Annotated in this window: 20 protein-coding genes; 11 read left to right on the forward strand and 9 right to left on the reverse strand. The window is 60.6% G+C overall.

Going from position 1 to position 21,075, the window contains the following annotated elements; genetic code table 11:
- Nucleotides 1-83: 83 nt before the first annotated feature.
- The 4 genes from AD662_RS16020 to AD662_RS16035 all read right to left on the reverse strand — a co-directional run bounded on the left by AD662_RS16020 (nt 84) and on the right by AD662_RS16035 (nt 3,613).
- Nucleotides 84-365, reverse strand: a complete 282-nt coding sequence (locus AD662_RS16020; RefSeq protein WP_014338168.1) for a DUF1652 domain-containing protein — start codon at nt 363-365, stop codon at nt 84-86.
- A gap of 384 nt (nt 366-749) precedes the next feature.
- Nucleotides 750-1,757 carry a threonine ammonia-lyase, biosynthetic gene (ilvA, locus tag AD662_RS16025; protein WP_018601526.1) on the reverse strand — a complete coding sequence of 336 codons (1,008 nt, stop codon included), beginning with the start codon at nt 1,755-1,757 and terminating at the stop codon, nt 750-752.
- Between the two features lie 318 nt (nt 1,758-2,075).
- Nucleotides 2,076-3,224, reverse strand: a complete 1,149-nt coding sequence (locus AD662_RS16030; RefSeq protein WP_053188763.1) for a PQQ-dependent sugar dehydrogenase — start codon at nt 3,222-3,224, stop codon at nt 2,076-2,078.
- 47 nt (nt 3,225-3,271) lie between these two features.
- Nucleotides 3,272-3,613 carry a hypothetical protein gene (locus AD662_RS16035; RefSeq protein ID WP_018601530.1) on the reverse strand — a complete coding sequence of 114 codons (342 nt, stop codon included), beginning with the start codon at nt 3,611-3,613 and terminating at the stop codon, nt 3,272-3,274.
- A 257-nt stretch (nt 3,614-3,870) separates the two neighbouring features.
- Here AD662_RS16035 and ku point away from each other — a divergent pair, with 257 nt between their 5' ends.
- Nucleotides 3,871-4,761 (forward strand): non-homologous end joining protein Ku, encoded by an 891-nt coding sequence (gene ku / locus AD662_RS16040; protein ID WP_018601532.1) that lies wholly within the window; start codon nt 3,871-3,873, stop codon nt 4,759-4,761.
- Between the two features lie 262 nt (nt 4,762-5,023).
- Here ku and lpxO read toward each other — a convergent pair whose 3' ends face one another.
- Nucleotides 5,024-5,923 carry a lipid A hydroxylase LpxO gene (lpxO, locus tag AD662_RS16045; protein WP_018601534.1) on the reverse strand — a complete coding sequence of 300 codons (900 nt, stop codon included), beginning with the start codon at nt 5,921-5,923 and terminating at the stop codon, nt 5,024-5,026.
- A gap of 406 nt (nt 5,924-6,329) precedes the next feature.
- Here lpxO and AD662_RS16050 point away from each other — a divergent pair, with 406 nt between their 5' ends.
- Both AD662_RS16050 and AD662_RS16055 read left to right on the forward strand, forming a co-directional pair.
- The gene (locus AD662_RS16050; RefSeq protein WP_003181279.1) at nt 6,330-7,919 is read left to right on the forward strand and encodes an ABC-F family ATPase; all 1,590 of its coding nucleotides are present in this window, start codon (nt 6,330-6,332) and stop codon (nt 7,917-7,919) included.
- A 698-nt stretch (nt 7,920-8,617) separates the two neighbouring features.
- Nucleotides 8,618-9,811, forward strand: a complete 1,194-nt coding sequence (locus tag AD662_RS16055; RefSeq protein ID WP_053188766.1) for an MFS transporter — start codon at nt 8,618-8,620, stop codon at nt 9,809-9,811.
- Between the two features lie 970 nt (nt 9,812-10,781).
- Here AD662_RS16055 and AD662_RS16065 read toward each other — a convergent pair.
- Both AD662_RS16065 and AD662_RS16070 read right to left on the reverse strand, forming a co-directional pair.
- Nucleotides 10,782-11,819 (reverse strand): alpha/beta hydrolase family protein, encoded by a 1,038-nt coding sequence (locus AD662_RS16065; protein WP_018601539.1) that lies wholly within the window; start codon nt 11,817-11,819, stop codon nt 10,782-10,784.
- A 184-nt stretch (nt 11,820-12,003) separates the two neighbouring features.
- Entirely contained in the window at nt 12,004-12,612 is a 609-nt protein-coding gene (locus AD662_RS16070; RefSeq protein WP_018601541.1) for an FMN-dependent NADH-azoreductase, read from the reverse strand.
- Between the two features lie 129 nt (nt 12,613-12,741).
- Between AD662_RS16070 and AD662_RS16075 the strand changes: the two genes are divergently transcribed.
- Nucleotides 12,742-13,650: a LysR substrate-binding domain-containing protein gene (locus AD662_RS16075; protein WP_018601543.1), complete on the forward strand. Its 909-nt coding sequence runs from the start codon at nt 12,742-12,744 to the stop codon at nt 13,648-13,650.
- The gene (locus tag AD662_RS16080; protein ID WP_013693486.1) at nt 13,647-13,997 is read left to right on the forward strand and encodes an MmcQ/YjbR family DNA-binding protein; all 351 of its coding nucleotides are present in this window, start codon (nt 13,647-13,649) and stop codon (nt 13,995-13,997) included. The genes AD662_RS16075 and AD662_RS16080 overlap by 4 nt, the downstream gene beginning before the upstream one ends.
- Before the next feature lie 4 nt (nt 13,998-14,001).
- Here AD662_RS16080 and AD662_RS16085 read toward each other — a convergent pair whose 3' ends face one another.
- Together AD662_RS16085 and AD662_RS16090 are read right to left on the reverse strand one after the other, a co-directional pair.
- The gene (locus AD662_RS16085; protein ID WP_018601547.1) at nt 14,002-14,421 is read right to left on the reverse strand and encodes a DUF1294 domain-containing protein; all 420 of its coding nucleotides are present in this window, start codon (nt 14,419-14,421) and stop codon (nt 14,002-14,004) included.
- Nucleotides 14,418-15,248: an undecaprenyl-diphosphate phosphatase gene (locus AD662_RS16090; protein WP_024618726.1), complete on the reverse strand. Its 831-nt coding sequence runs from the start codon at nt 15,246-15,248 to the stop codon at nt 14,418-14,420. The genes AD662_RS16085 and AD662_RS16090 overlap by 4 nt, the downstream gene beginning before the upstream one ends.
- A gap of 272 nt (nt 15,249-15,520) precedes the next feature.
- Here AD662_RS16090 and AD662_RS16095 point away from each other — a divergent pair, with 272 nt between their 5' ends.
- From AD662_RS16095 to AD662_RS16120, 6 genes are all read left to right on the forward strand, one after another.
- On the forward strand, nt 15,521-17,155 hold the full coding sequence (locus AD662_RS16095) for a methyl-accepting chemotaxis protein (protein WP_018601551.1): 1,635 nt from the start codon (nt 15,521-15,523) through the stop codon (nt 17,153-17,155).
- Between the two features lie 276 nt (nt 17,156-17,431).
- Nucleotides 17,432-17,995 (forward strand): nicotinamide riboside transporter PnuC, encoded by a 564-nt coding sequence (pnuC, locus tag AD662_RS16100; protein WP_053180120.1) that lies wholly within the window; start codon nt 17,432-17,434, stop codon nt 17,993-17,995.
- Nucleotides 17,992-18,516: an AAA family ATPase gene (locus AD662_RS16105; RefSeq protein WP_053188875.1), complete on the forward strand. Its 525-nt coding sequence runs from the start codon at nt 17,992-17,994 to the stop codon at nt 18,514-18,516. Before pnuC ends, AD662_RS16105 begins: the two co-directional genes overlap by 4 nt.
- A gap of 323 nt (nt 18,517-18,839) precedes the next feature.
- The gene (locus tag AD662_RS16110) at nt 18,840-19,286 is read left to right on the forward strand and encodes a hypothetical protein (RefSeq protein WP_053188771.1); all 447 of its coding nucleotides are present in this window, start codon (nt 18,840-18,842) and stop codon (nt 19,284-19,286) included.
- Nucleotide 19,287: 1 nt separating this feature from the next.
- A complete protein-coding gene (locus AD662_RS16115; RefSeq protein WP_018601559.1) occupies nt 19,288-19,881 on the forward strand; it encodes a hypothetical protein in 594 nt (197 codons plus the stop codon).
- A 59-nt stretch (nt 19,882-19,940) separates the two neighbouring features.
- Nucleotides 19,941-20,915: a hypothetical protein gene (locus AD662_RS16120; protein WP_033062397.1), complete on the forward strand. Its 975-nt coding sequence runs from the start codon at nt 19,941-19,943 to the stop codon at nt 20,913-20,915.
- Nucleotides 20,916-21,075: the final 160 nt, after the last annotated feature.

Raw genomic sequence — 21,075 nt, forward strand, 5'->3', positions numbered from 1 at the left:
CTAAAAAATCGCAGCTAAAAACTGGACGCCGGGTTCGGACACGACCGGACCCGAGCGTCAGGCTGACAAGGACAACGCCGCTATTAGCGCCCAGTCATCCGATGGTGTTGCTGATGAAAGTGATTGCCAGCGGCAGGGTTGTGGTCGAGCTCGGTACGCAGCTCGGCGATCAAGTCGTTGATGGCCCGGCAACCGGTGAGTTTATTGGCATCGATGTCGGTTTTGACCAAAGCCACGCGATCGGTTTCGTGATCGTCGTAAATCTTGACCGTCATCTTGAGTTCAGGTGACAAGGTGCATTGCGAGCGCTTGGGCAACAAGCTGCTTTCAATGATGTTTCGCATTTCGAGGGCAGATAGAAACATGGCGACTCTCTCCTGTTGAGGCGGCCAACTTATGTTCACGCCGGCGGTATTTTCGTCCGTTTTCTTCCCTGCGGACTGGGACTACGAATACCGTGCCGTTCGTTCTTTTTTTTAGCGTTTTCAGTCAACGAGTTCGCCAGGCGAACTCTTGAATCATCCCGCAATAAGTGTGCCTGTATTGAAGACCTTGCGGATTGATCTGAATCAAACGCTTAGCTTCTTCCCGCGCCAGAGAGCTCGTGCAAAATGCAAGGAAACGCTATTTTTTCCATGCAAACTGCAATCACTTTTATCCTGTTCGCAAACTAGAGTAGCCCCTAATGTGAAGACGCAAGCGGGCATCCGTCGCCTGCTTCAAAAAAAGTGTGACGTAGCGTAAAAAACTCAAATCGCGCCCACCGCCGCACGCTCGGCCACGTGGCGCAAACTGTCGAAATTGATATTGGCACCGGAGTCGATCGCCACCAGCGTCTGGCCTCGCGCCCCCGTGTGCGCCACGTACTGCTTGATGCCTGCCACCGCCAGTGCGCCCGACGGTTCGGTGATGGAACGGGTATCGTCATAGATGTCCTTGATCGCGGCGCACAGTTGATCGTTGCTCACGGTCATCACTTCATCGACACAGAAACGACAGATATCGAGGCCATGGGCGCCGATCTGCGCGACGGCCACGCCATCGGCGAAGGTTCCCACTTCTGGCAAGGTCACCCGCTCACCGGCTGCCAGTGCCGCCTGGAGGCAAGCAGAATGCTGCGACTCGACGCCGATGATGCGTACCTCCGGGCGCAGGTACTTGACGTAGGCCGCGATCCCGGCGATCAGCCCACCGCCGCCGACCGGGACGAAAATCGCATCCAACTGGCCGGGGTGCTGGCGCAGGATTTCCATGGCGACAGTGCCCTGCCCGGCGATCACGTCCGGGTCATCGAAAGGCGAGACGAACTCCCGTCCGGTCTGCTCGGCCAGGTCCAGCGCGTGCGCCAGGGCAAACGGAAAGCTTTCCCCGTGCAGAATCGCTTCGGCGCCTCGGTTGCGCACGCCCAGCACCTTCAATTGCACAGTGGTCACAGGCATGACGATGCTGGCCGAAATCCCCAACTCCCGTGCCGCCAGCGCGACACCCTGGGCATGATTGCCGGCAGACGCGGTGATGACGCCACGGGCGCGCTGCTCCGGGGTCAGTTGCACGAGTTTGTTGTAGGCACCGCGGATCTTGAAGGAAAAGGTCGGTTGCAGGTCTTCACGCTTGAGCAGGATCCGGTTACCCAAGGCCTCGGACAGTGCAGGAGCCGCTTGCAGCGGCGTACGCACGGCCAGCTCATAGACCGGCGCGGCGAGAATCTTCTTAACATAGTGCTCAAGCAGGGCTTGCTCGGTGCGGGTAACGGTCATGGCGATCTCCTGGTTCGGGCGGAGCCCAGGAGACAGAAAGAAAAAACCCGCCTCCAGGGCGGGTTGGGTGCAGCCGACAGCTAACCCGCCAAATAAGGAATGGCGGTAATAATGCTTGGCTGGCTGCGCAGTACGGTTGAGTTCATGCCTGGAAATTAGCGGTGTGTTGGCGGCAAGTCAATGGCAAATATGTAGGAGCTGGCGAAGCCTGCGATCTTTTGATCTTGATCTTGATCTTTCGCTTGAGATTCAAGTGTCCGGGGAAAGATCGCAGCCTCGTTGCACTCGACAGCTCCTACATGGCTCCTACAGGTTGTGTCATTTGAGTCCGATTTTATACAACGCCCCGTCGTCCTCATCCGTCAGCACATACAGGTAACCATCCGGGCCCTGGCGAACATCCCGGACGCGTGCCTTGAGCTCGCCCAGCAAACGCTCTTCGTGGACGACCTTGTCGCCCTGCAATTGCAGGCGAATCAGTTCCCCGGGCACCAGCGCTCCGATGAACACGTTGCGCTGCCAGGCCTTGAAACGATCATGGTCGTAGAACGCCATGCCGCTGAGCCCCGGTGACACCTGCCAGACGTGGTGAGGGTCAAGGCCGCCCTCGACGGTCTTGCCCTGGGCTTCGGGAATCGGGGCGCCGGAGTAGTTGATGCCATGGGTCGCCAGTGGCCAGCCGTAGTTCTTGCCGCGCTCGATGATGTTCAATTCATCACCGCCCCTGGGCCCGTGCTCGTTTTCCCACAGCGTGCCATTCCAAGGGTTGAGGGCGGCGCCCTGGGGGTTGCGCATGCCGTAGGACCAGATCTCGGGACGGACGTCTTTCTGGCCGACGAAGGGGTTGTCGTCGGGCACCTTGCCGTCGGGGTAGATACGCACGACCTTGCCTTGCAGCTTGTCGAGGTCCTGGGCGGTGGCCCGCTCGTTGTTTTCCCCCAAGGTAATGAACAGATAGCCGTCGCGATCGAAGACCAATCGCGAGCCAAAGTGGTTGCCCGTGGACAGCTTGGGTTGCTGGCGGAAGATCACATCGAAATTCTTCAGGCTCTTGAGGTCTTCGGACAGTTGCCCGCGCCCCACGGCGGTGCCGGCCTTGCCGTCTGCGCCCGCCTCGGCATAAGACAGGTAGACGGTGCGGTCCTGCTTGAAGTCAGGCGACAGCACCACGTCCAGCAGACCGCCCTGGCCCTTGGCCCACACTTGTGGCACGCCACTCAAGGGTGTGGACAATTGACCATCGGGGCTGACCACGCGCAGGTTGCCCGGTCGCTCCGTCACCAGCATACCCTGCTGGCCAGGCAAGAACGCGACGGACCAAGGGTGTTCCAGCCCCTTGACCACGGTGGTCACTTCCAGGGTGCCCTCCTCGCTCTTGAATGACTGGATTGGCGCGGCAGCAGCCGGCATGGCAAAGGTCAGGACAGCGCTGGCGCAACAGGCGGCCAGGAGTGTTTTACGCAACATGCACATTTCCTTCTGCGGTGTTGAAAGAGAACAACGGGCTCCGGCGCCTAGCGGTTGCCATTCTGGCTGTTCCTGGGGGGCGTGGGAGACTCGATGGTGGGACGCGGCGAACCCGACGGTTGGCCGGACCGAGGGTAGCCATTACCGATGCCGCCATTTTCCAGGGTCGGTGGGCGTGGTACAGGCACGCTCGGATTGTCATGAATCGTCGGCACGTTGGGCCGCGTGCCCTGCATGCTGTTGGGATTGGCCCGCCGTGTCGGGCTGTTATAGGGATTGTTGTTGCCCGGCAGATTCTGGGCCAGGACCATAGGGCCTTCGCCCGGAGGGGTGGCCTGGGCAGCGGCGGTCAGTAATAGCGTCATGATGGCGAGTATCAGCCTGTTCATTCGGACACCTCTTGAGTTCAGGCATATCGAAAGCACGCTACGCCGCAGGTTCGCCATTGTTAAGCGAAATGTCCCGGTGAAGATGTAACCAAGAGTCTCCGCCCCCTGTGGGAGCGAGCTTGCTCGCGATGGCGGTGGGTCAGCTTGCATCAATAGCGCCTGTACCGTTGCCATCGCGAGCAAGCTCGCACAATGGAAACTTTTCCCAAGGCGCGAAGGTCACCAGAAAGACATTCACCGGCAAGGACAACACCACCATGGCACGGGCAATCTGGAAAGGCGCAATCAGTTTCGGACTGGTCCACATTCCTGTCGCGCTGGTGTCGGCCACCTCTTCCCAGGGCGTGGATTTTGACTGGCTGGACAAGCGCAGCATGGACCCGGTGGGCTACAAGCGGGTCAACAAGGCCACGGGCAAGGAAGTGACCAAGGACGACATCGTCAAGGGCGTCCAGTACCAGAAAGGCCAGTACGTGCTGCTCAGCGAAGAGGAAATTCGCTCCGCCCACCCCAAGTCCACCCAGACCATCGATATCTTTGCCTTTGTCGACAGCGAGAAGATCCCGTTGCAAAACATCGACACGCCCTACTTTCTCGCCCCCGACAAACGCGGGGGCAAAGTCTATGCCCTGCTGCGCGAAACCCTGGTCAAGACCCACAAGGTCGCCCTGGCCCACGTCGTGCTGCATACCCGCCAGCACCTGGCGGCGCTCATGCCCCTTGAATCGGCGCTGGTACTGGTGATGCTGCGCTGGCCCGCGGAGGTGCGTGACCTTGATGTCCTGGAGTTGGGCGACGAGGTGACGAACCCGACCCTGGCCAAGGGCGAGCTGGAAATGGCCAAGCGTCTCGTGGCAGACATGAGCGCCGACTGGGAGCCGCAAGAATACCGGGACAGTTTCGAAGACAAAATCATGGAACTGGTGGAGAAAAAGGCCAATGAAGGCCGTCTCGAAGCGGTGGAGACCGACCCGGGCGAAGAACAACGCAAGACCGCCGATGTCATCGACCTTACCGAGTTGCTCAAGCGCAGCCTGGGCAGCAAGGGCAAGGTCACCGACAAATCCGCCGGGAAGGCCCCGGCAAAACCTGCGAAAACCGGCAAATCCGCGCCTGCCAAAAAAGCCACCAAGGCCTCCCGGGGGTAAATCCTGGCGTGTGCCGCGCTGGAACGGGCCAAGGGCTCGGGCGCCAACCCTTGGGAAGGCTACAACCACCGCCAGCGGATCACCGCCAGTATGTGGGAGCAATTGGACGCGCAAAAACCCAACGACTGAACACGCGTAGGACGTAGGAGCTGTCGAGTGCAACGAGGCTGCGATCTTTCCACAAACAATTGAGTCCAGAGCGAAAGATCAAGATCAAAAGATCGCAGGCTTCGCCAGCTCCTACGGGGGATGACGCCTCGGTTCAGATCCAGACAAAGATCGCCAGCAAACCACCAAAAAAAGCCCACTTCTGCAGGTAATACAGCGTGCGGTTGCGTTTCTTCAGGGCCTTGCCTTGCAAGCGTATCTTGTAGAGCCTGGAGAACGCTCGGTTCAGGCCGCCCGTCCTGTCACCGGCGTCATTGGGCGCACCGGCCGCCGCCATCACAGTGCGGCTGAACCAGCGGTTGAACGCGCTGGCCCAGCGAAATTTCATGGGCCGCTCCACGTCGCAGAACAGGATGATGCGGTTATGGTCGGTGGTGTTCTGGGCGTAATGAATAAACGTTTCGTCGAAGATCACCGCCTCGCCATCGCGCCAATGATAAGGCTCGCCATCGACATTGATGTAGCAACCGGCATCGTTGGGCGTTTCCAGGCCCAGGTGATACCGATAGGACCCGGCATATGGGTCGCGGTGCCGGACCAACTTCGAGCCCGGCGGCAACTCGGCGAACATCGCCGCCTTGATCGAACCGATGCTCTGCACCAGTTCGGTGGTGCGTGGGCACAGTTTCATGGCCGAGGGATGGCTGTCGCCGTACCACTTCAGGTAGAAACGCTTCCAACCGGTCTTGAAGAACGAGTTGAAGCCCACGTCGTCGTATTGATTGGAACGCTTGATCTCCCCTGCGTGCAGCAGGTTCTGGCCTTCGGCCCGGATCTCTTCCCAGTGGGCCTGCAACGGGCTCAGGTCCGGGAACTGCGCCGGGCTCAGGAACGGCCTGTTGGGCAGTTTCGAGCACAGGTAAAGCAGGCAATTGATCGGTGCGAGAAAAGACGAATGATCGCTCAACTGGCGGCCGATCTTATGCCGCACCCGCCCGCGCAGATGAACGTAGCCAATGGAGAAAATGTAAATCGCAACAATGATGAGCTTCACGGAAACCGTCACAATGCAGGAGTGAACAGGTTGCTTTCCCGGGCCAGCCAAGCGGCAAGGGAGGTAGCATCGAGCGAGATGGCATTCTAGCCACAGTTTGTAACCGAAAGTTATCCTTCAATTGTGAAAAACTGTCTTGCCCAGGCAATCCCCTATCGTTTATGCGGCCAGATCAGTACAATCGCCGCCAACTATTACTACGCGCCCCCTTTGGCCGATACCGCAAACCACGGCTTCGGCGCACGTCTACCGGGCCAGGCGCTCCGTATGCTGCTGTCCTCTTATGCCGGATGGACCCTTGCGCTTGCGACCGCGACGCCTTTGGGCGGTCGGGACGTGCGCAAACAGGTACTGAACAGGTACTGCCGCACCCTTAGCTACTCTGAATGTTCCGCAGGATAAACCTTTGATCTCTACAGCTAACATCACGATGCAGTTCGGCGCCAAGCCACTGTTCGAAAACGTCTCTGTCAAATTCGGCGCGGGCAACCGCTACGGTCTGATCGGCGCCAACGGTTGCGGCAAGTCGACCTTCATGAAAATCCTCGGCGGCGACCTCGAGCCGTCTGGCGGCCAGGTCATGCTCGAGCCGAACGTGCGCTTGGGTAAACTGCGCCAGGACCAGTTCGCCTACGAAGAATTCACCGTGATCGACACCGTGATCATGGGTCACGAAGAGCTGTGGAAGGTCAAGGCTGAGCGCGATCGCATCTATTCGCTGCCGGAAATGACCGAAGAAGACGGCATGGCCGTGGCCGAGCTGGAAACCGAATTTGCCGAGATGGACGGCTACACGGCCGAATCCCGTGCCGGTGAACTGCTGCTGGGCCTGGGGATTGGCATCGAGCAGCATTTCGGCCCGATGAGCGAAGTGTCGCCAGGCTGGAAACTGCGTGTGCTGCTGGCCCAGGCGCTGTTCTCCGACCCGGAAGTGCTGCTGCTCGACGAACCGACCAACCACCTGGATATCAACACCATCCGCTGGCTGGAAAACGTGCTGACCCAGCGTTCGAGCCTGATGATCATCATCTCCCACGACCGTCACTTCCTGAACAGTGTCTGCACCCACATGGCGGACCTGGACTACGGCGAGCTGCGCCTGTTCCCGGGCAACTACGACGAGTACATGACCGTGGCGACCCAGTCCCGGGAGCAATTGCTGTCGGACAACGCCAAGAAGAAAGCGCAGATTTCCGAGCTGCAATCGTTCGTCAGCCGCTTCTCGGCCAACGCCTCGAAAGCCAAGCAGGCCACCTCCCGCGCCAAGCAGATCGACAAGATCCAACTGGCCGAGGTCAAGCCATCGAGCCGCGTCAGCCCGTTCATTCGCTTCGAGCAGACCAAGAAACTGCACCGCCAGGCGGTCATTGTCGAGCGCATGGCCAAGGGTTTTGACGGCAAACCGCTGTTCAAGGACTTCAGCTTCACCGTCGAAGCCGGTGAGCGCGTGGCGATCATTGGCCCGAACGGTATCGGCAAGACCACCTTGCTGCGCACCCTGGTCAATGAACTGGAACCCGATGCCGGTACCGTGAAATGGACCGACGCCGCGGAACTGGGCTACTACGCCCAGGACCATGCCCATGACTTCGAAGACGACGTCAACCTGTTCGACTGGATGGGCCAATGGACCCAGGGCGGCGAACAACTGGTTCGTGGCACCTTGGGCCGCATGCTGTTTTCCAACGACGAGATCCTCAAGTCGGTCAAGGTCATTTCCGGTGGTGAGCAAGGCCGCATGCTGTTCGGCAAGCTGATCCTGCAAAAGCCGAACGTGCTGGTGATGGACGAACCGACCAACCACTTGGACATGGAATCGATCGAAGCGCTGAACCTGGCACTGGAAAACTACCCGGGCACGCTGATCTTCGTCAGCCATGACCGTGAGTTCGTCTCGTCCCTGGCTACCCGCATCATCGAGCTGAGCGCCGATGGCGTGGTCGACTTCAGCGGCACCTATGACGACTACCTGCGCAGCCAGGGTGTGGTGTTCTAAGGACGGCCCTCGGCTGTTTGCTGCAAAAGCAAAGCCCTGTCCACTGTGACAGGGCTTTTTTGTATCCCAAGGGTAAAAACCTGTGGGAGCGAGCTTGCTCGCGATGGCGGCCTGACAGTTGGCCCGGGGTTTGTTGACTGGGTACATATCCATTGCTGCGGTAACGGCGGCTTATGGTTCCGCCCCTACGGCGGGTCACTTTTGGAAGAGCGCCAAAAGTAACCAAAAGCGCTTTGCCCCACCACTCGGCACCTCGCCCAGGCTCGGTGTGCCCTCACTCCGGCATTGCTCCGTGGGCCCGCCGCGAAGGGCCATCCATGGCCCAGCGCGGCTATCCCGGCATCCATGCCGGGATGCCCACTCCACAATGCCTGCGTTCGGCCAGCGTGGTTAACGGGGCGCCGAGATCAACGTCCACCGCGAGGCGGCCTAACAGCCGACCTGGTTCTTGCGGTCGTACACCCGTCAGCTCTGTGGGAGCAAAGCTTGCTCGCGAAGGCGGCCTTACGGCCGACCTGTTTCTCCCTGGTGAACCCAATCCCTTGTGGGAGCGAGCTTGCTCGCGAAGGGGCCGGTGCATACAACCTCAATTGAAACTGCACATCCGGGTCCCCAAGCACATTTAGTTAGCCTGCTTTCTTTTATCCCCTCCTCGCGCCATGATGAAACTCTCTTACCGCTGCCCGCGAACGAGCCCTATGCCCACGCCCTCACCTGCCTCCAGTTCCCTGTCGATCACCCTGCAGATCGTCTCCATCGTTTTCTACACCTTCATCGCCTTTCTTTGCATCGGCCTGCCGATTGCCGTGTTGCCCGGGTATGTCCACGAACAGCTGGGTTTCAGCGCGGTGGTGGCCGGGTTGACCATCGGTTCACAGTACCTGGCGACCCTGCTCAGCCGCCCCATGGCCGGGCGACTGTCGGACAGCGTTGGCACCAAGCGGGCAATCGTCTACGGGCTGTCGGGAATTGTGCTCAGCGGCGTGCTGACGTTGATCTCGACCTTGCTGCAAAGCTTTCCCCTGCCCAGCCTGCTGATCCTGATTTCCGGTCGTCTGCTGCTCGGCGTGGCCCAAGGGCTGATTGGCGTGGGTACCATCAGTTGGTGCATGGGCCAGGTGGGTGTGGAGCACACGGCCCGCTCGATTTCCTGGAATGGCATCGCCTCGTACGGGGCCATTGCCATTGGCGCCCCATTGGGGGTGGTGATGGTCGGTGAACTGGGTTTCGCCAGCCTGGGCGTTGCCTTGTCGTTGCTGGCGGGCGCTGCGCTGTTGATGATTCGCAACAAGCCGTCGGTGCCGGTCATTCGCGGCGAGCGCTTGCCTTTCTGGGCGGTGTTTGGGCGCATTGCGCCGTACGGGGCGGGCCTGAGCCTGGCGTCGATCGGCTACGGCACGCTCACCACGTTCATCACCTTGTTTTATGTCAGTCGCGGCTGGACCGGCGCGGCCTGGTGCCTGACGGTCTTCGGTATCTGCTTCATCCTGGCGCGGTTGTTGTTCATTTCCAGCATCGCCCGCTTCGGTGGCTTCAACTCGGCCATTGCCTGCATGAGCATCGAAACCCTCGGTCTGGTATTGCTGTGGCTGGCACCGTCCACCCCGTTCGCCCTGGTCGGTGCCGGGCTGGCCGGCTTCGGGCTGTCGCTGGTATACCCGGCGCTGGGGGTCGAGGCCATCAAGCAGGTGCCGAACACCAGTCGGGGTGCTGGTTTGAGCGCTTATGCGGTGTTCTTTGACCTGGCGCTGGCGATTGCCGGTCCGCTGATGGGGGCGGTGGCGTTGAACATGGGTTATTCGTCGATTTTCTTCTGTGCTGCCTTGTTGTCCGTCACTGGACTGGGCCTGACTCTGCTGCTGCGTCGCCGAGCCATAAGCGCACCTTATTGATCGTAATACTGCTCACTGCCGTTTTTGTTTTGAGAAGGTCCGGTATTTACTTGTTCTGGTGTGTATATCCGTTTCTGCGGTAACGGCCGCTTAGGGTTCCGCCCTGACGGCGGGTCACTTTTGGAAGAGCGCCAAAAGTAACCAAAAGCGCTTTGCCCCACCACTTGGCACCTCGCCTAGGCTCGGTGTGCCCGAACGAAGGCATTGCTCCGTGGGCCGCCGCGAAGGGCCATCCATGGCCCAGCGCGGCTACCTCGGCATCCATGCCGAGGTGCCCACTACGCAATGCCTGCGTTCGGCCAGCGTGGTTTAACGGGGCGTTCAGATCAAGATCCAAAGCAACAGCAAGAGCAGGAGCAGGAGCAGGAGCAGGAGCAGGAGCAGGAGCAGGAGCAGGAGCAGGAGCAGGACATATGCCCACATTTATTTAGCTGACCCACCGCTATCGCGAGCTGGCTCGCTCCCACATGGGGTTGCGGGTGCTCACCGCATCTGCGCACGACACAAAAACCTGTGGGAGAGAGCTTGCTCGCGAAGACGTCGGCACATCCAACATTACCGTAAACTGAACCACCGCTTTCGCGAGCAAGCCCGCTCCCACAGGAGAAACGCGGTCCCATCAAGAACCAGGTCGGCTATCAGGCCGCCTCGCGGTGGACGTTGATTTCGGCGCCCCGTTAACCACGCTGGCTGAACGGAGGTGTTGTGGAGTGGGCAACCCGGCATGGATGCCGGGTTAGCCGCGCTGGGCCATGGATGGCCCTTCGCGGCGGCCCACGGAGCAATGCCTTCGTTCAGGCATGCCGAGCCTAAGCGAGGCACCGAGTGGTGGGGCAAGAGCGCTTTGGTTACTTTCGACTGGGCCGGCTTCCGGGCTTTTCGAAAGTGACCCGCCGTCAGGGCGGAACCCTAAGCAGCCGTTACCGCAGAAACGGATATACACACCATCCTTACGTAAAACCATGCCTCTCTATTGATCAGCCGTCCTCATCCCCGCCCGGGTCGGCTTGCCCAAGGCCTCGCCAAAGAAGCGACTGGCCTCGGAGATCATGGTGCGATGGATGTCCTTGCGGTCGACCCCGTCAGCATCCGTGCAAAGCGCCGGCATCGCAGCGACCTGCTCGTCGGTACACGGCGCCATGAAGACAAAATGTCCCGCGCCGGCCAGGGTCTTGAAATCCGGTGCGGTGGGCAGCTTGCGGGCCAGAGCGGCGGCGTTCTTGTCGAAGGCCACGAGTTTGTCGCCATCGCCGCTGTACAGCAGCACCGGCACATGAACATCAGCCAGGGTATGACGGCCGAACTTCAGGCTCAATGGCGCCATCAGCAGCAACGCCCGGACCCTGGGGTCGGCCACGGGTTGCAGGTCATCGCGGTCGGCGATCAGTTCGCCTTGGGTATTGCAGGCGTCTCGGTCATCCGGTCGCTCCACGCAGTAACGGCGCAGGCGATTGAGGTCCGGCGTCGCACCCGACAGGATCAGCGCGGTTTCGCCGCCAGCCGAATAGCCGATCACCCCAACCTGCCCGGCGTTGACGAACGGCGAGAGCATCGGGTCATTGAGCGTGGCGGTGATGGCTTCGGAAATCTGGATCGGCCGCCCGTACAGGTTGCTCAGGGTGCCAAGCCGACTGTGATCCTGGTTGTTGTCGCCGGGATGAATTACCGCCACCACGACAAACCCCTTGCGCGCCAGCGAGGTGGCCAGGTCATGCAGGGCCAGCGGCGTGCCGGTATTGCCATGGGACAGCATCAATAGCGGAAAGCGTCCGATGGCGATCTTGGCGTCCGGCGCGGCATCGATCTGGTAACCACCCAGCAGGCTGGACTGTTCCCGGTCGGTGGATGGATAAAAGGCGATGGCGTGCATCGGCTGCTGATCGAGCGGATCGAGAAAGCTCAGTTCATGGAAACCAGCGCTCCAATGCGGATGCGGCCCCGGTGCGGCCTGCACTGAACCGAGACTGGCAAACAAGCAAAGCAGCAGCGCTGCACCAAAACGTGTCATCGAATCTTCCACCTTCACCAGCGTACGGGAAGGCCCCGTCGCTCGCAGTCTTGGCCGTGCATAACCTGCGCCATAAAGCCCGGCGCCGAATGCAGAAAAACCCTGCATCCCGACCATCCAATGACGACGAGAATACAGGGTTTTACGAAGGCTGCCCGACTAGCTTGGTGCCTTTACGCAAGCCTTACGCAGCGGCGAACTGCTGGCCGATCTGCAACGTGGCTTCGCTCATGGCTTTGGTGCGCATGTCGTCACCGTAGGCCAGGCCTTCGGCGCGGACGAATTCGATATCGGTGATGCCGATGAAGCCGAACAGTAGCTTCAGATAGTCCTCATGACCCACGCCGCTCGGTTGGCCGGCATGCAAGCCGCCCGCCGTGGAGACGATCACCAGTTTCTTGCCGCCGCACAGGCCTTCGGGACCGGCTTCGGTGTAACGGAACGTCTGGCCGGCCACGGCAATGCGGTCGATCCAGGCCTTGAGCTGGGTCGGCACGCTGAAGTTGTACATGGGGGCTGCGATAACGACCGCATCCGCCGCTTGGAATTCGGCCATCGTGGTAGCACTCAACTCTGCCTCATGTTGTTGGGCAGCGTCACGCAGTTCAGCGCTGGTGCCCGCGGCGATCAAGGTCTGGGCGGAAAAATGGCTGATGGCATCGGCGGCCAGGTCGCGGTAGGTCACCGTGATGCCTGGCTCGGCAGCTTTCCAGGCGTCAACCACTTCACGGCTCAATTGGCGGGAAGCGGAGTTGTCGCCGAGGATGCTCGAATCGATGTGCAGCAGTTTCATGTGAGTGCTCTCCAAGTGAGGACCGCAACCAGGCGATCAATTGGAGACAATCCTATCGATGAAGCCAATATTCGATAAGTCAGCACAAATGCGATAGTTTGTCCCACTGACAGGACAATCGAGCTGAACATGCAAGACCTCAATGACTTGTACTACTTCGCCAAAGTCGTCGAAGCCGGCGGTTTCGCGGCGGCCGGACGGTTGCTGGGCATTCCCAAGTCACGACTGTCGCGGCGTATCGCCGAGCTGGAAGAACGCCTCGGCGCCCGGTTGCTCCAGCGCACCACCCGCCAATTGAAATTGACCGCGGTCGGCGAACGTTATCTGCGCCACTGCCAGGCCATGTTGCTGGAGGCCGAAATGGCCGACGAAGCGGTGGCGAGCATGTCCAGTGAACCCCGCGGCCGATTGCGGGTGTCGAGTCCGGTAGGGCTGGCCCACCAGTTCCTGCCGGTGATAATCGAAACCTTCCTGGTGAAATACCCTTTGGTGCAACTGGACATGACCCTGCTCAACCGGCGGGTGGACCTGATCGGCGAAGGCATCGACGTGGCGTTGCGCGTGCGCGACCTGGGGGACGAGGACCCCTTGCTGATGACCCGACGTCTGCGCCAGGCGCGACTGATGATGGTCGCCAGCCCGGCCTTTGTCGAAGGGCGGCGGATCGAAACCCCGGACGATCTCAAACAGTTGCCGGTGCTCGGGGCATTGGAAGCCGATCGCCAAGTGCACCTGCACTTGGTCAGCGCCGATGGGCAGCGTGTGGAACTGAGCCTGGAAGCCCGCCTGGGCATTGACGACTTCATTGTGCGCCGGGCCTGCACCCTCGCCGGCCTGGGCTTCACTTTATTGCCGAGCATGTATTGCGAGCAGGAATTGCAGGACGGCACACTGGTGGAACTGTTGCCTGGATGGTCGTCGCCCGATGGCTGGCTCCAGGCGGTCTACCCGCATCGGCGCGGCATGCTGCCAGCGGTGCGTGCATGGATCGATCATTTGGTGGAAGCCTTCGAGGGCTGTGGAGATAGAACGCTATGAGGTTGAGCGAAGAGGATGTCGCGCAGTTTTGCCTGGGCCTGCCCGGCGCCAGGGAGGACTACAAATGGGGTGGCGTGCGCGTATTTTCCATTGCCGGGAACAAGATGTTCGCCCTGCAGGGCCTGCGAGGCGACTCGTTGGCGTTCAAGGTCGACAAGGATCTGTTCCTGGGGCACTGCGACCGGCCGGGCATCCACCCGGCGCCTTACCTGGCGCGGGCCCAGTGGGTCATCATGCAAGTGCCCTACCCGCTGGGGGCCGAAGAGCTGCGAGGCCTGCTGCAACGCTCACACCAATTGGTGGTCAGCAAATTGCCCAAGCGCACGCAGGTGGGCTTGTTGCTCTAGCCATTCAGAACAGATAGCTGCCCAGGAACAACTGGTCGATCCAGAACACCTGGTGCAGCAGCACGATGAACCAGAACACCACCTGAAACGACACTTTGCGGGTCTTGTGGCGAAACAGCTGCTGGGCCAGCAAGGCTCCGGGCCAACCGCCGGCCAGTTCCACCGCATGCAACACGTTCTCCGGGGTGCGCCAGGTGTCGGCGCGTGCCTTGCGCTTGTCGCTCCAGTACAGCAGGAACGCCACCGCGCTGACGACGCCATAAGCCACCATCGGCACCCACGACACCGCCCGTAGCCCGAACAGCAGCGAACCGAACAGCGGCAAGGCACAGAGCAGCGCAAACACCATCAGTTTGAGCCGCAGGTGCTGCACGGTGCCTTCAGCATTGCGCCCGGCACGTTTGCGCTTGCCTGATTCGTTCATGGCTTGGCAGCGGTCCAGTCCACCCAGCCAAACTGCCAGGTTGCCAGGATCAACAGGCCGAAGGCGATTCGATACCAGGCGAACACAGCGTAGCTGTGACTGGCGATGAATCGCAGCAGGCCCTTGACCGCAATCATGGCGAAAATGAACGCCGTGACGAAGCCAATAGCGAACACCGGGAAATCCGCCGGGACGAATAACTCGCGGTATTTGTAGCCCGAGTAGACCGCCGCACCGACCATGGTCGGCATCGCCAGGAAGAACGAAAACTCGGTAGCGGTTTTACGCGACAGCCCGAACAGCAGGCCACCGATGATGGTCGCACCGGAACGGGAGGTACCCGGGATCATCGCAATGCATTGGGCCAGGCCGACCTTCAGTGCATCTTTCCAGGAGATCTCGTCCACCGTTTCGGCGTGCACCTGGTGCTGGCGCTTTTCGGCCCAGAGCATCACCAGGCCGCCCACCACCAGTGCGGCGGCCACCGTGATCGGGTTGAACAGGTAGTGATGGATCCAGTCGGCAAACAGCACGCCCAAGACCACCGCGGGCAGGAAGGCGATCAGCAGGTTGGCGGTAAACCGGCGGGCGCTGGGTTGCGTCGGCAGACCCAGCACCACGTCGAAAATCTTGCGCCGGAACTCCCAGACCACCGCGAGGATCGCGCCGAGCTGGATGATGATGTTGAATGCCATCGCACGTTCGCCACCGAACTCGAGCAAGTCGGCGACGATGATCTGGTGCCCCGTGCTGGAAATCGGCAGAAACTCCGTCAAGCCTTCCACTACGCCAAGAATCAGTGCCGAAAAGGCAGTCCACAAATCCATTCATCCCCCAAAAAAGACGCTGTTCATGCAGGTCTTATCAAATTCAAGTGTCATACAGGTCCACGCAGCGGCTGCACGATAGCTGCGATCTTTCAAAAAAAACCAATGAAAAAATCAGAACAGGCTCAGGTTTTGCGCTGCGGGGCCGAAATCCTATCAGACAAGCCCTGATAACGCTGCCGCGTTGTGACTCAGGTCAATGACCGATAGCGGCTGGGCGTTACAGTGCCGGCCGTCGATATGACAAGAATAAAAAACCGGAGTGACAGCGTATGAATAGCTTGCGCAGTGTGTCGATCAGCCGACGCTTGTGGCTCATCCTGGTGGTGGCCATCGTGATGTTGTTCACGCTCGGCGCGTTTATGCTCAAGCAGATCCACACGGATCTGTATCAGGCCAAGGTGCAGAAGACCCAGCATGTGGTGCAGACCGCCAGTGGCGTGCTGAGCTACTACCATGGGCTGGAAACCGCCGGGACCCTGACCCGCGAGGCGGCGCAGAAGCAAGCCCTCAGCGCGGTGCGAGGCCTGCGTTATGACCAGAGTGACTATTTCTGGATCAACGACCTGGCGCCGGTCATGGTCATGCACCCGACCAACCCGAAACTTGAAGGCCAGAACCTCTCGGCGATCCGTGACCCGAACGGTTATGCGCTGTTCAACGAGATGGTTGCCATCGCCAAGTCCAAGGGCGCCGGCATGATCAACTACCTCTGGCCGAAGCCGGGCGCCGAGGCGCCGGTGGGCAAGACCTCCTACGTCAAACTGTTCGAACCCTGGGGTTGGATCATCGGTTCGGGCGTCTACATCGATGACGTCCAGGCCGAGTTCCAGTCCCAAGTGATCAAGGCCACGGTGGTCGGCCTGATCATCACCCTGCTCATGGGCCTGCTGTTGACCCTGATTGTGCGCAGCATCGTCGGCCCGCTGCAGGAAACGGTCAACGCCATGGCCAACATCGCCAGCGGCGAAAGTGACCTGACCCGCACCCTCGACACCCACGGCCAGGACGAAGTCACCCAACTGGCGCGGCATTTCAACGCCTTTACCGCCAAGTTGCGGCAAGTAGTGACCCAACTGCAAGCTTCGGCCAGCGCGCTGGGGCAATCCTCCAGTGAATTGGGCAACGACGCCACCCAGGCCCAGCAACGCAGCCAGCAGCAGTCGCAACAAATGGAGCTGGTGGCGACCGCGATCAATGAAGTGACCTATGGCGTGCAGGACGTGGCCAAGAACGCCGAGCACGCAGCCAGCGAGATGCGCGACGCCGAATCCCAGGCCCAGCAAGGCCAGGTCAACATCGATGGCAGCTTGCAGCAGATCGACCGCCTGTCCCAGACCATCGACCAGGCGGTGGAAGTGATCCGCACCCTGGCGAGTGAAAGCACCCAGATTGGCAGCGTGCTGGAGGTGATTCGCTCCATTGCCGAGCAGACCAACCTGCTGGCCCTCAATGCCGCGATCGAAGCCGCCCGCGCCGGCGAACAAGGCCGGGGCTTTGCGGTGGTCGCCGATGAAGTGCGGCTGCTGGCCCAGCGTACACAGAAGTCCACCGCAGAGATCCAGGCGATGATCGAGCGCCTGCAAACCCATTCCGAAGCCGCCGTGAAAGTCATCAGCGACAGCAGCCGTGCTTCGCAACTGACCATCGAACAGGCCGGCCTGGCCGGTGCCAGCCTCAACGCCATCGGCCAGGCCCTGCGCAACCTCAACAGCCTGAACGCCTCCATCGCCAGTGCCACGTTGCAACAGGCCCATGTGGTGGAAGACATCAACCAGAACGTCACCCAGGCCGCCGGACTGTCCCACAGCACCGCCATGGCCGCCGAACAATCCAGCCAGGCAAGCGGTCGCCTCAAGGCACTGAGTGAAGAATTGAACGGGTTGCTCAAGCAGTTCCGGGTCTAAAGATCGGTAGACCACCCTGTGGGAGCGAGCCTGCTCACGAATGCGGTTTGATTTGATCGTTCCCACGCTCCGCGTGGGAATGCATCCCGTGACGCTCTGCGTCACATTCCAGAAGCGGAACGCAGAGCGTCCCTGGCGACATTCCCACGCAGGAGCGTGGGAACGATCGTAATCCCTTGCTCGCGATAGCGGCGGTACATTCAACATTGGTATTGGAGCTCTCCACGCCATAGCGTTTACAATCGCCGCCCTCTCCTATCTCCCCAAGGAACCGCCATGTCCGGGCTTGAACTGTTTGCCGCAGCCCTCGGCGTGATCGCTGTCTGGTTGACCGTCAAGCAGAACCCCTGGTGCTGGCCGATCGGCCTGGTCATGGTGTTGCTGTACAGCTGGATTTTTTTCGAGGTGAAGTTGTACTCGGACATGCTGCTGCAGGTTGTCTACGCGGTGCTGCAACTCTACGGTTGGTGGCAATGGACCCGAGCCGGGCACAATCATGATGGGCGCCAGGTCAGCCGCCTCGGTGGGCCGTCGGTGTTGCTCAGCCTGGCCATTGGCGCGGTAGGCAGCCTGCTGTTGGGCGCCGCCATGGCTCACTGGACCGACGCCGCCCAGCCCTGGCTCGATGCCGCGCTCACCGGCTTCAGCCTCGTCGCCCAGTGGTGGATGGCGCAAAAACGCGTGCAATGCTGGCCGCTGTGGATCGTCCTGGACGTGATCTTCGTCGGCCTGTTCATCTACAAGGGCCTGCACCTGACCGCCGCGCTCTACGCCCTGTTCACCCTGCTGGCCGTGCAAGGCTGGCGGGAATGGCGCGCCGACCCGGCCCTGCGCGCATGAAGGTGGTGGTCCTGACTGGCCCGGAATCCAGCGGCAAGAGTTGGCTGGCGGCGCAATTGCAGGAACACTTTGGCGGCGTGCGGGTGGATGAGTACGTGCGCCACTTCATGGAACAGACCCGGCGCGATACCTGCCTGGCCGACATCACCGACATCGCCTCCGGCCAACTGGCCTGGGAAGATCAGGCCCGTGCCCGCCGTCCCGCGCTGTTGATCCTCGACACGCACCTGCTGAGCAACATCCTCTGGAGCCAAACCCTGTTCGGCGACTGCCCGGACTGGCTCGAGCCGGCCCTGCTGGCCCGTCATTATGACCTGCACCTGCTGCTGAGCCCCGAGCAGGTCGAATGGACCGGCGACGGTTTGCGTTGCCAACCCGAACTGGCAGAACGGCTGGCGTTTTTCGAGACGATCGAGGCTTGGCTGAGCGGACATCGGCAACCGTTCCAGGTCATTGAAGGCGATTGGGCGCAACGCCAGCAGCAAGTGTTCGCCGCCGTTGCCCGCCTGCTTGAAGCCTGACCACAAGGGTGATCTGTTTCATTGCTGAAACACCACGGTCGCTGCAAACCCGGATCCAACGTCGCTTCACCAAATTGCCATCAAGACTGTCAAGCTTCTGAAACACCCCCCAAAAAGCCTGGATCCAGAGCCCTGGGACAGTGTGTGACCGCCTGGTCACCATGCCCCTTGTCTCAGCGCTGAAACAGGTCCCTTCCCCGGCTTCCCTCCCATAAATCCAACTCATTGAATCCAAAGGCATTCCAAAACTCGGCACGACACCTGCTCTGCCCCATTTCGCAACGCTGGACCAGGGCCAGCCCACCGAAGAAGGAATCGATGCCGTGGGAACTTTCGAGAGAAATTTGACCTGTCTGCTGTTGATCGGCTGCGCCGCCAGCGCAACGCTCAGTCTGCCAGCGCAGGCCGAGGGCAACGGCGTCATCGTGCTCAACCGTGACGTGCAGCCCATCGCAATTGGTCGCAACGGTGGCAAAGACCCCTACCCGACCACCGTCAATGCCAACCCCTCCGAACGAATCAATCAGGCGACCGCCAGCACCGAACTGAGCGATGGCGAGTTCGCCAGCGTGGCCAGCGGCTCGTCGATCCGCAACACCATCAACCCGAACACAGGCGTGCAGGGCCTGAACGTCGTGACCAACCCCAACGGCATGCCGGGCATGAATGCCGGTCACGGTGGCGGTAGCGGCGGCGCGATCTCCGGCACCATCAACCGCTCGTTGAGTTCTGGCCTGGCCCCGCTGGGTCGGCTGGCGGGAGGTCAGTGATATGAAGCCCGCGCTGTTTCTACTCACTCTGTTCATGCTTTCCCTGCTCAGCTCTTTCACCGTATTTGCCGATTCAGGTGTTGCGGTGGTCAGTAACGCCAACCTGCAGGATTCCGGCAGCCATTACACCGGCAACTTCAACGTCAACCAGGCGGCCGGTGACCAGATCCAGCAGACCAATGCCCGGGCCATTGCCATTGGCAGCCACGCCCAGGCCAGTACCCGCGTGCAACAACGGGTCGACACGCAGGCCAACCCTTCCATGAACGCCACCGCCCGCATCGGCGGCCAATCCTTTACCAACGGCAACGGTGTACTGGGCGTCAACCAGTCCGCCGGGGCCAACAACCAGATGGCCAATGTCATGCGGGTGGGCATCAGTGCCCAGCCGCAGAGCATTGACGACAGCGCCCTGTCTCAACAGAACGTGGCGTTGCTACCGAACTCAGGAGCAACTGGCGCCCCAACCGGCAGTCGCCAGGTCGTTACCAGCGACCAGGCCTTCACCGGCAGCCGAGGGGTAATCCAGGTGAACCAGAGCGCCGGGGTGGGGAACCGTATGGCCAACACCCTGAGCATCCGAGTCGCTGATTGACCCGGAGGCTACATAAGAAAGTACCGACACTTAACCAACGACACGCAAGGAGAAACACCATGAAACCTACAATGGCACTCAAACCATTGGTTTTCGCTCTCGCCGCTGTCATGGCAATGGCTGCACAGGCTGGAGGAAACGGCAACGGGCACGGCGATGGTAACGGCCACCATGGTCCCAAAGGCCCAACGTGGGAAGAACAGCTGTCCATCAACGCCAGTGCGATGGCTACCGTGATCGATGAGCAGAACAGCGACGGCAACGAGGTGCTCAACCAGGGCACTAAAAACACCGCCGACGCTACCGACTCCCTCAATGGCAGCAACGGGAACATGGGGGCGAACATCGCCGCTGGCGATGGTAACCAACAAGACAACGCCGCAGCGCTGGCTACCGCTGACGAAAGCTTCATCTTCGGCTCGGCTGTCGCCGCCTCAAGTGCCACGCAAACCAATACCAACAACTATGTAAAAAACAACTCGACCCACAACAACGCCTCGCTCACCAACGCAGGCAACGACGGCTCCGGCAACATCGGCATCAACGTGACCGCCGGCAACTTCAACCAACAGAAAAACAACCTGGCCATTGCCGTATCGGGTGGCCGTGTCGCACAGGCCTCTGCCGAGGCCAATCAGTCCTCCACTGGCCTGGTGGTCGACAATAAGGGTGTACGGACCTACAAAACCGACACGCTCACCAGCACCTACGCCGCTTCTGGCACCTTCAAGGCCAAAGGCACCGGCACCGTCGAAGAGGACGATCATGGTGGCTGGGGCAACAGAGGCGGTAACGGCGGTCACGATGACGACAAGTTCAAGTTCTCCGCCGTGGGGACTTTCGAACTGGCCGGCAGCAACACCCAGCAGGTGCTGACCCGCGACGGTTGGAAAAACCCTGTGATCAACAACGCCACCATGACCAACTCCATGAACGGCTTCTCCGGTAACGGCGGCGCCAACGTATCGGCAGGCGTGGGCAACCAGCAAAGCAACTCGCTGTCCATCGCAGCCGGCTGCAGGGCTTGCATGTAAAAAAGTACCGCTGTAGGGGCGGGGCTGTGGGAGCAAAGCTTGCTCGCGATGAGGTCGTTACATAAAACGCCTCTGTTGGCTGTAAACCGCTATCGCGAGCAAGCTTTGCTCCCACGGACTCGCTCCCACAGTGGGCTTTTTTCCCGGATGTCCACTAGGC

Origin of the sequence: Pseudomonas kilonensis (assembly GCF_001269885.1) — a bacterium.
Lineage (GTDB): Bacteria > Pseudomonadota > Gammaproteobacteria > Pseudomonadales > Pseudomonadaceae > Aquipseudomonas > Aquipseudomonas kilonensis.

What these genes read in the sequence shown, in the direction of transcription:
- AD662_RS16020 (WP_014338168.1), bottom strand. Translation starts at nt 365, where the DNA reads ATGTTTCTATCTGCCCTCGAAATGCGAAACATCATTGAAAGCAGCTTG.
- ilvA (WP_018601526.1), bottom strand. Translation starts at nt 1,757, where the DNA reads ATGACCGTTACCCGCACCGAGCAAGCCCTGCTTGAGCACTATGTTAAG.
- AD662_RS16030 (WP_053188763.1), bottom strand. Translation starts at nt 3,224, where the DNA reads ATGTTGCGTAAAACACTCCTGGCCGCCTGTTGCGCCAGCGCTGTCCTG.
- AD662_RS16035 (WP_018601530.1), bottom strand. Translation starts at nt 3,613, where the DNA reads ATGAACAGGCTGATACTCGCCATCATGACGCTATTACTGACCGCCGCT.
- ku (WP_018601532.1), top strand. Translation starts at nt 3,871, where the DNA reads ATGGCACGGGCAATCTGGAAAGGCGCAATCAGTTTCGGACTGGTCCAC.
- AD662_RS16055 (WP_053188766.1), top strand. Translation starts at nt 8,618, where the DNA reads ATGCCCACGCCCTCACCTGCCTCCAGTTCCCTGTCGATCACCCTGCAG.
- AD662_RS16065 (WP_018601539.1), bottom strand. Translation starts at nt 11,819, where the DNA reads ATGACACGTTTTGGTGCAGCGCTGCTGCTTTGCTTGTTTGCCAGTCTC.
- AD662_RS16070 (WP_018601541.1), bottom strand. Translation starts at nt 12,612, where the DNA reads ATGAAACTGCTGCACATCGATTCGAGCATCCTCGGCGACAACTCCGCT.
- AD662_RS16075 (WP_018601543.1), top strand. Translation starts at nt 12,742, where the DNA reads ATGCAAGACCTCAATGACTTGTACTACTTCGCCAAAGTCGTCGAAGCC.
- AD662_RS16080 (WP_013693486.1), top strand. Translation starts at nt 13,647, where the DNA reads ATGAGGTTGAGCGAAGAGGATGTCGCGCAGTTTTGCCTGGGCCTGCCC.
- AD662_RS16085 (WP_018601547.1), bottom strand. Translation starts at nt 14,421, where the DNA reads ATGAACGAATCAGGCAAGCGCAAACGTGCCGGGCGCAATGCTGAAGGC.
- AD662_RS16090 (WP_024618726.1), bottom strand. Translation starts at nt 15,248, where the DNA reads ATGGATTTGTGGACTGCCTTTTCGGCACTGATTCTTGGCGTAGTGGAA.
- AD662_RS16095 (WP_018601551.1), top strand. Translation starts at nt 15,521, where the DNA reads ATGAATAGCTTGCGCAGTGTGTCGATCAGCCGACGCTTGTGGCTCATC.
- pnuC (WP_053180120.1), top strand. Translation starts at nt 17,432, where the DNA reads ATGTCCGGGCTTGAACTGTTTGCCGCAGCCCTCGGCGTGATCGCTGTC.
- AD662_RS16105 (WP_053188875.1), top strand. Translation starts at nt 17,992, where the DNA reads ATGAAGGTGGTGGTCCTGACTGGCCCGGAATCCAGCGGCAAGAGTTGG.
- AD662_RS16115 (WP_018601559.1), top strand. Translation starts at nt 19,288, where the DNA reads ATGAAGCCCGCGCTGTTTCTACTCACTCTGTTCATGCTTTCCCTGCTC.
- AD662_RS16120 (WP_033062397.1), top strand. Translation starts at nt 19,941, where the DNA reads ATGAAACCTACAATGGCACTCAAACCATTGGTTTTCGCTCTCGCCGCT.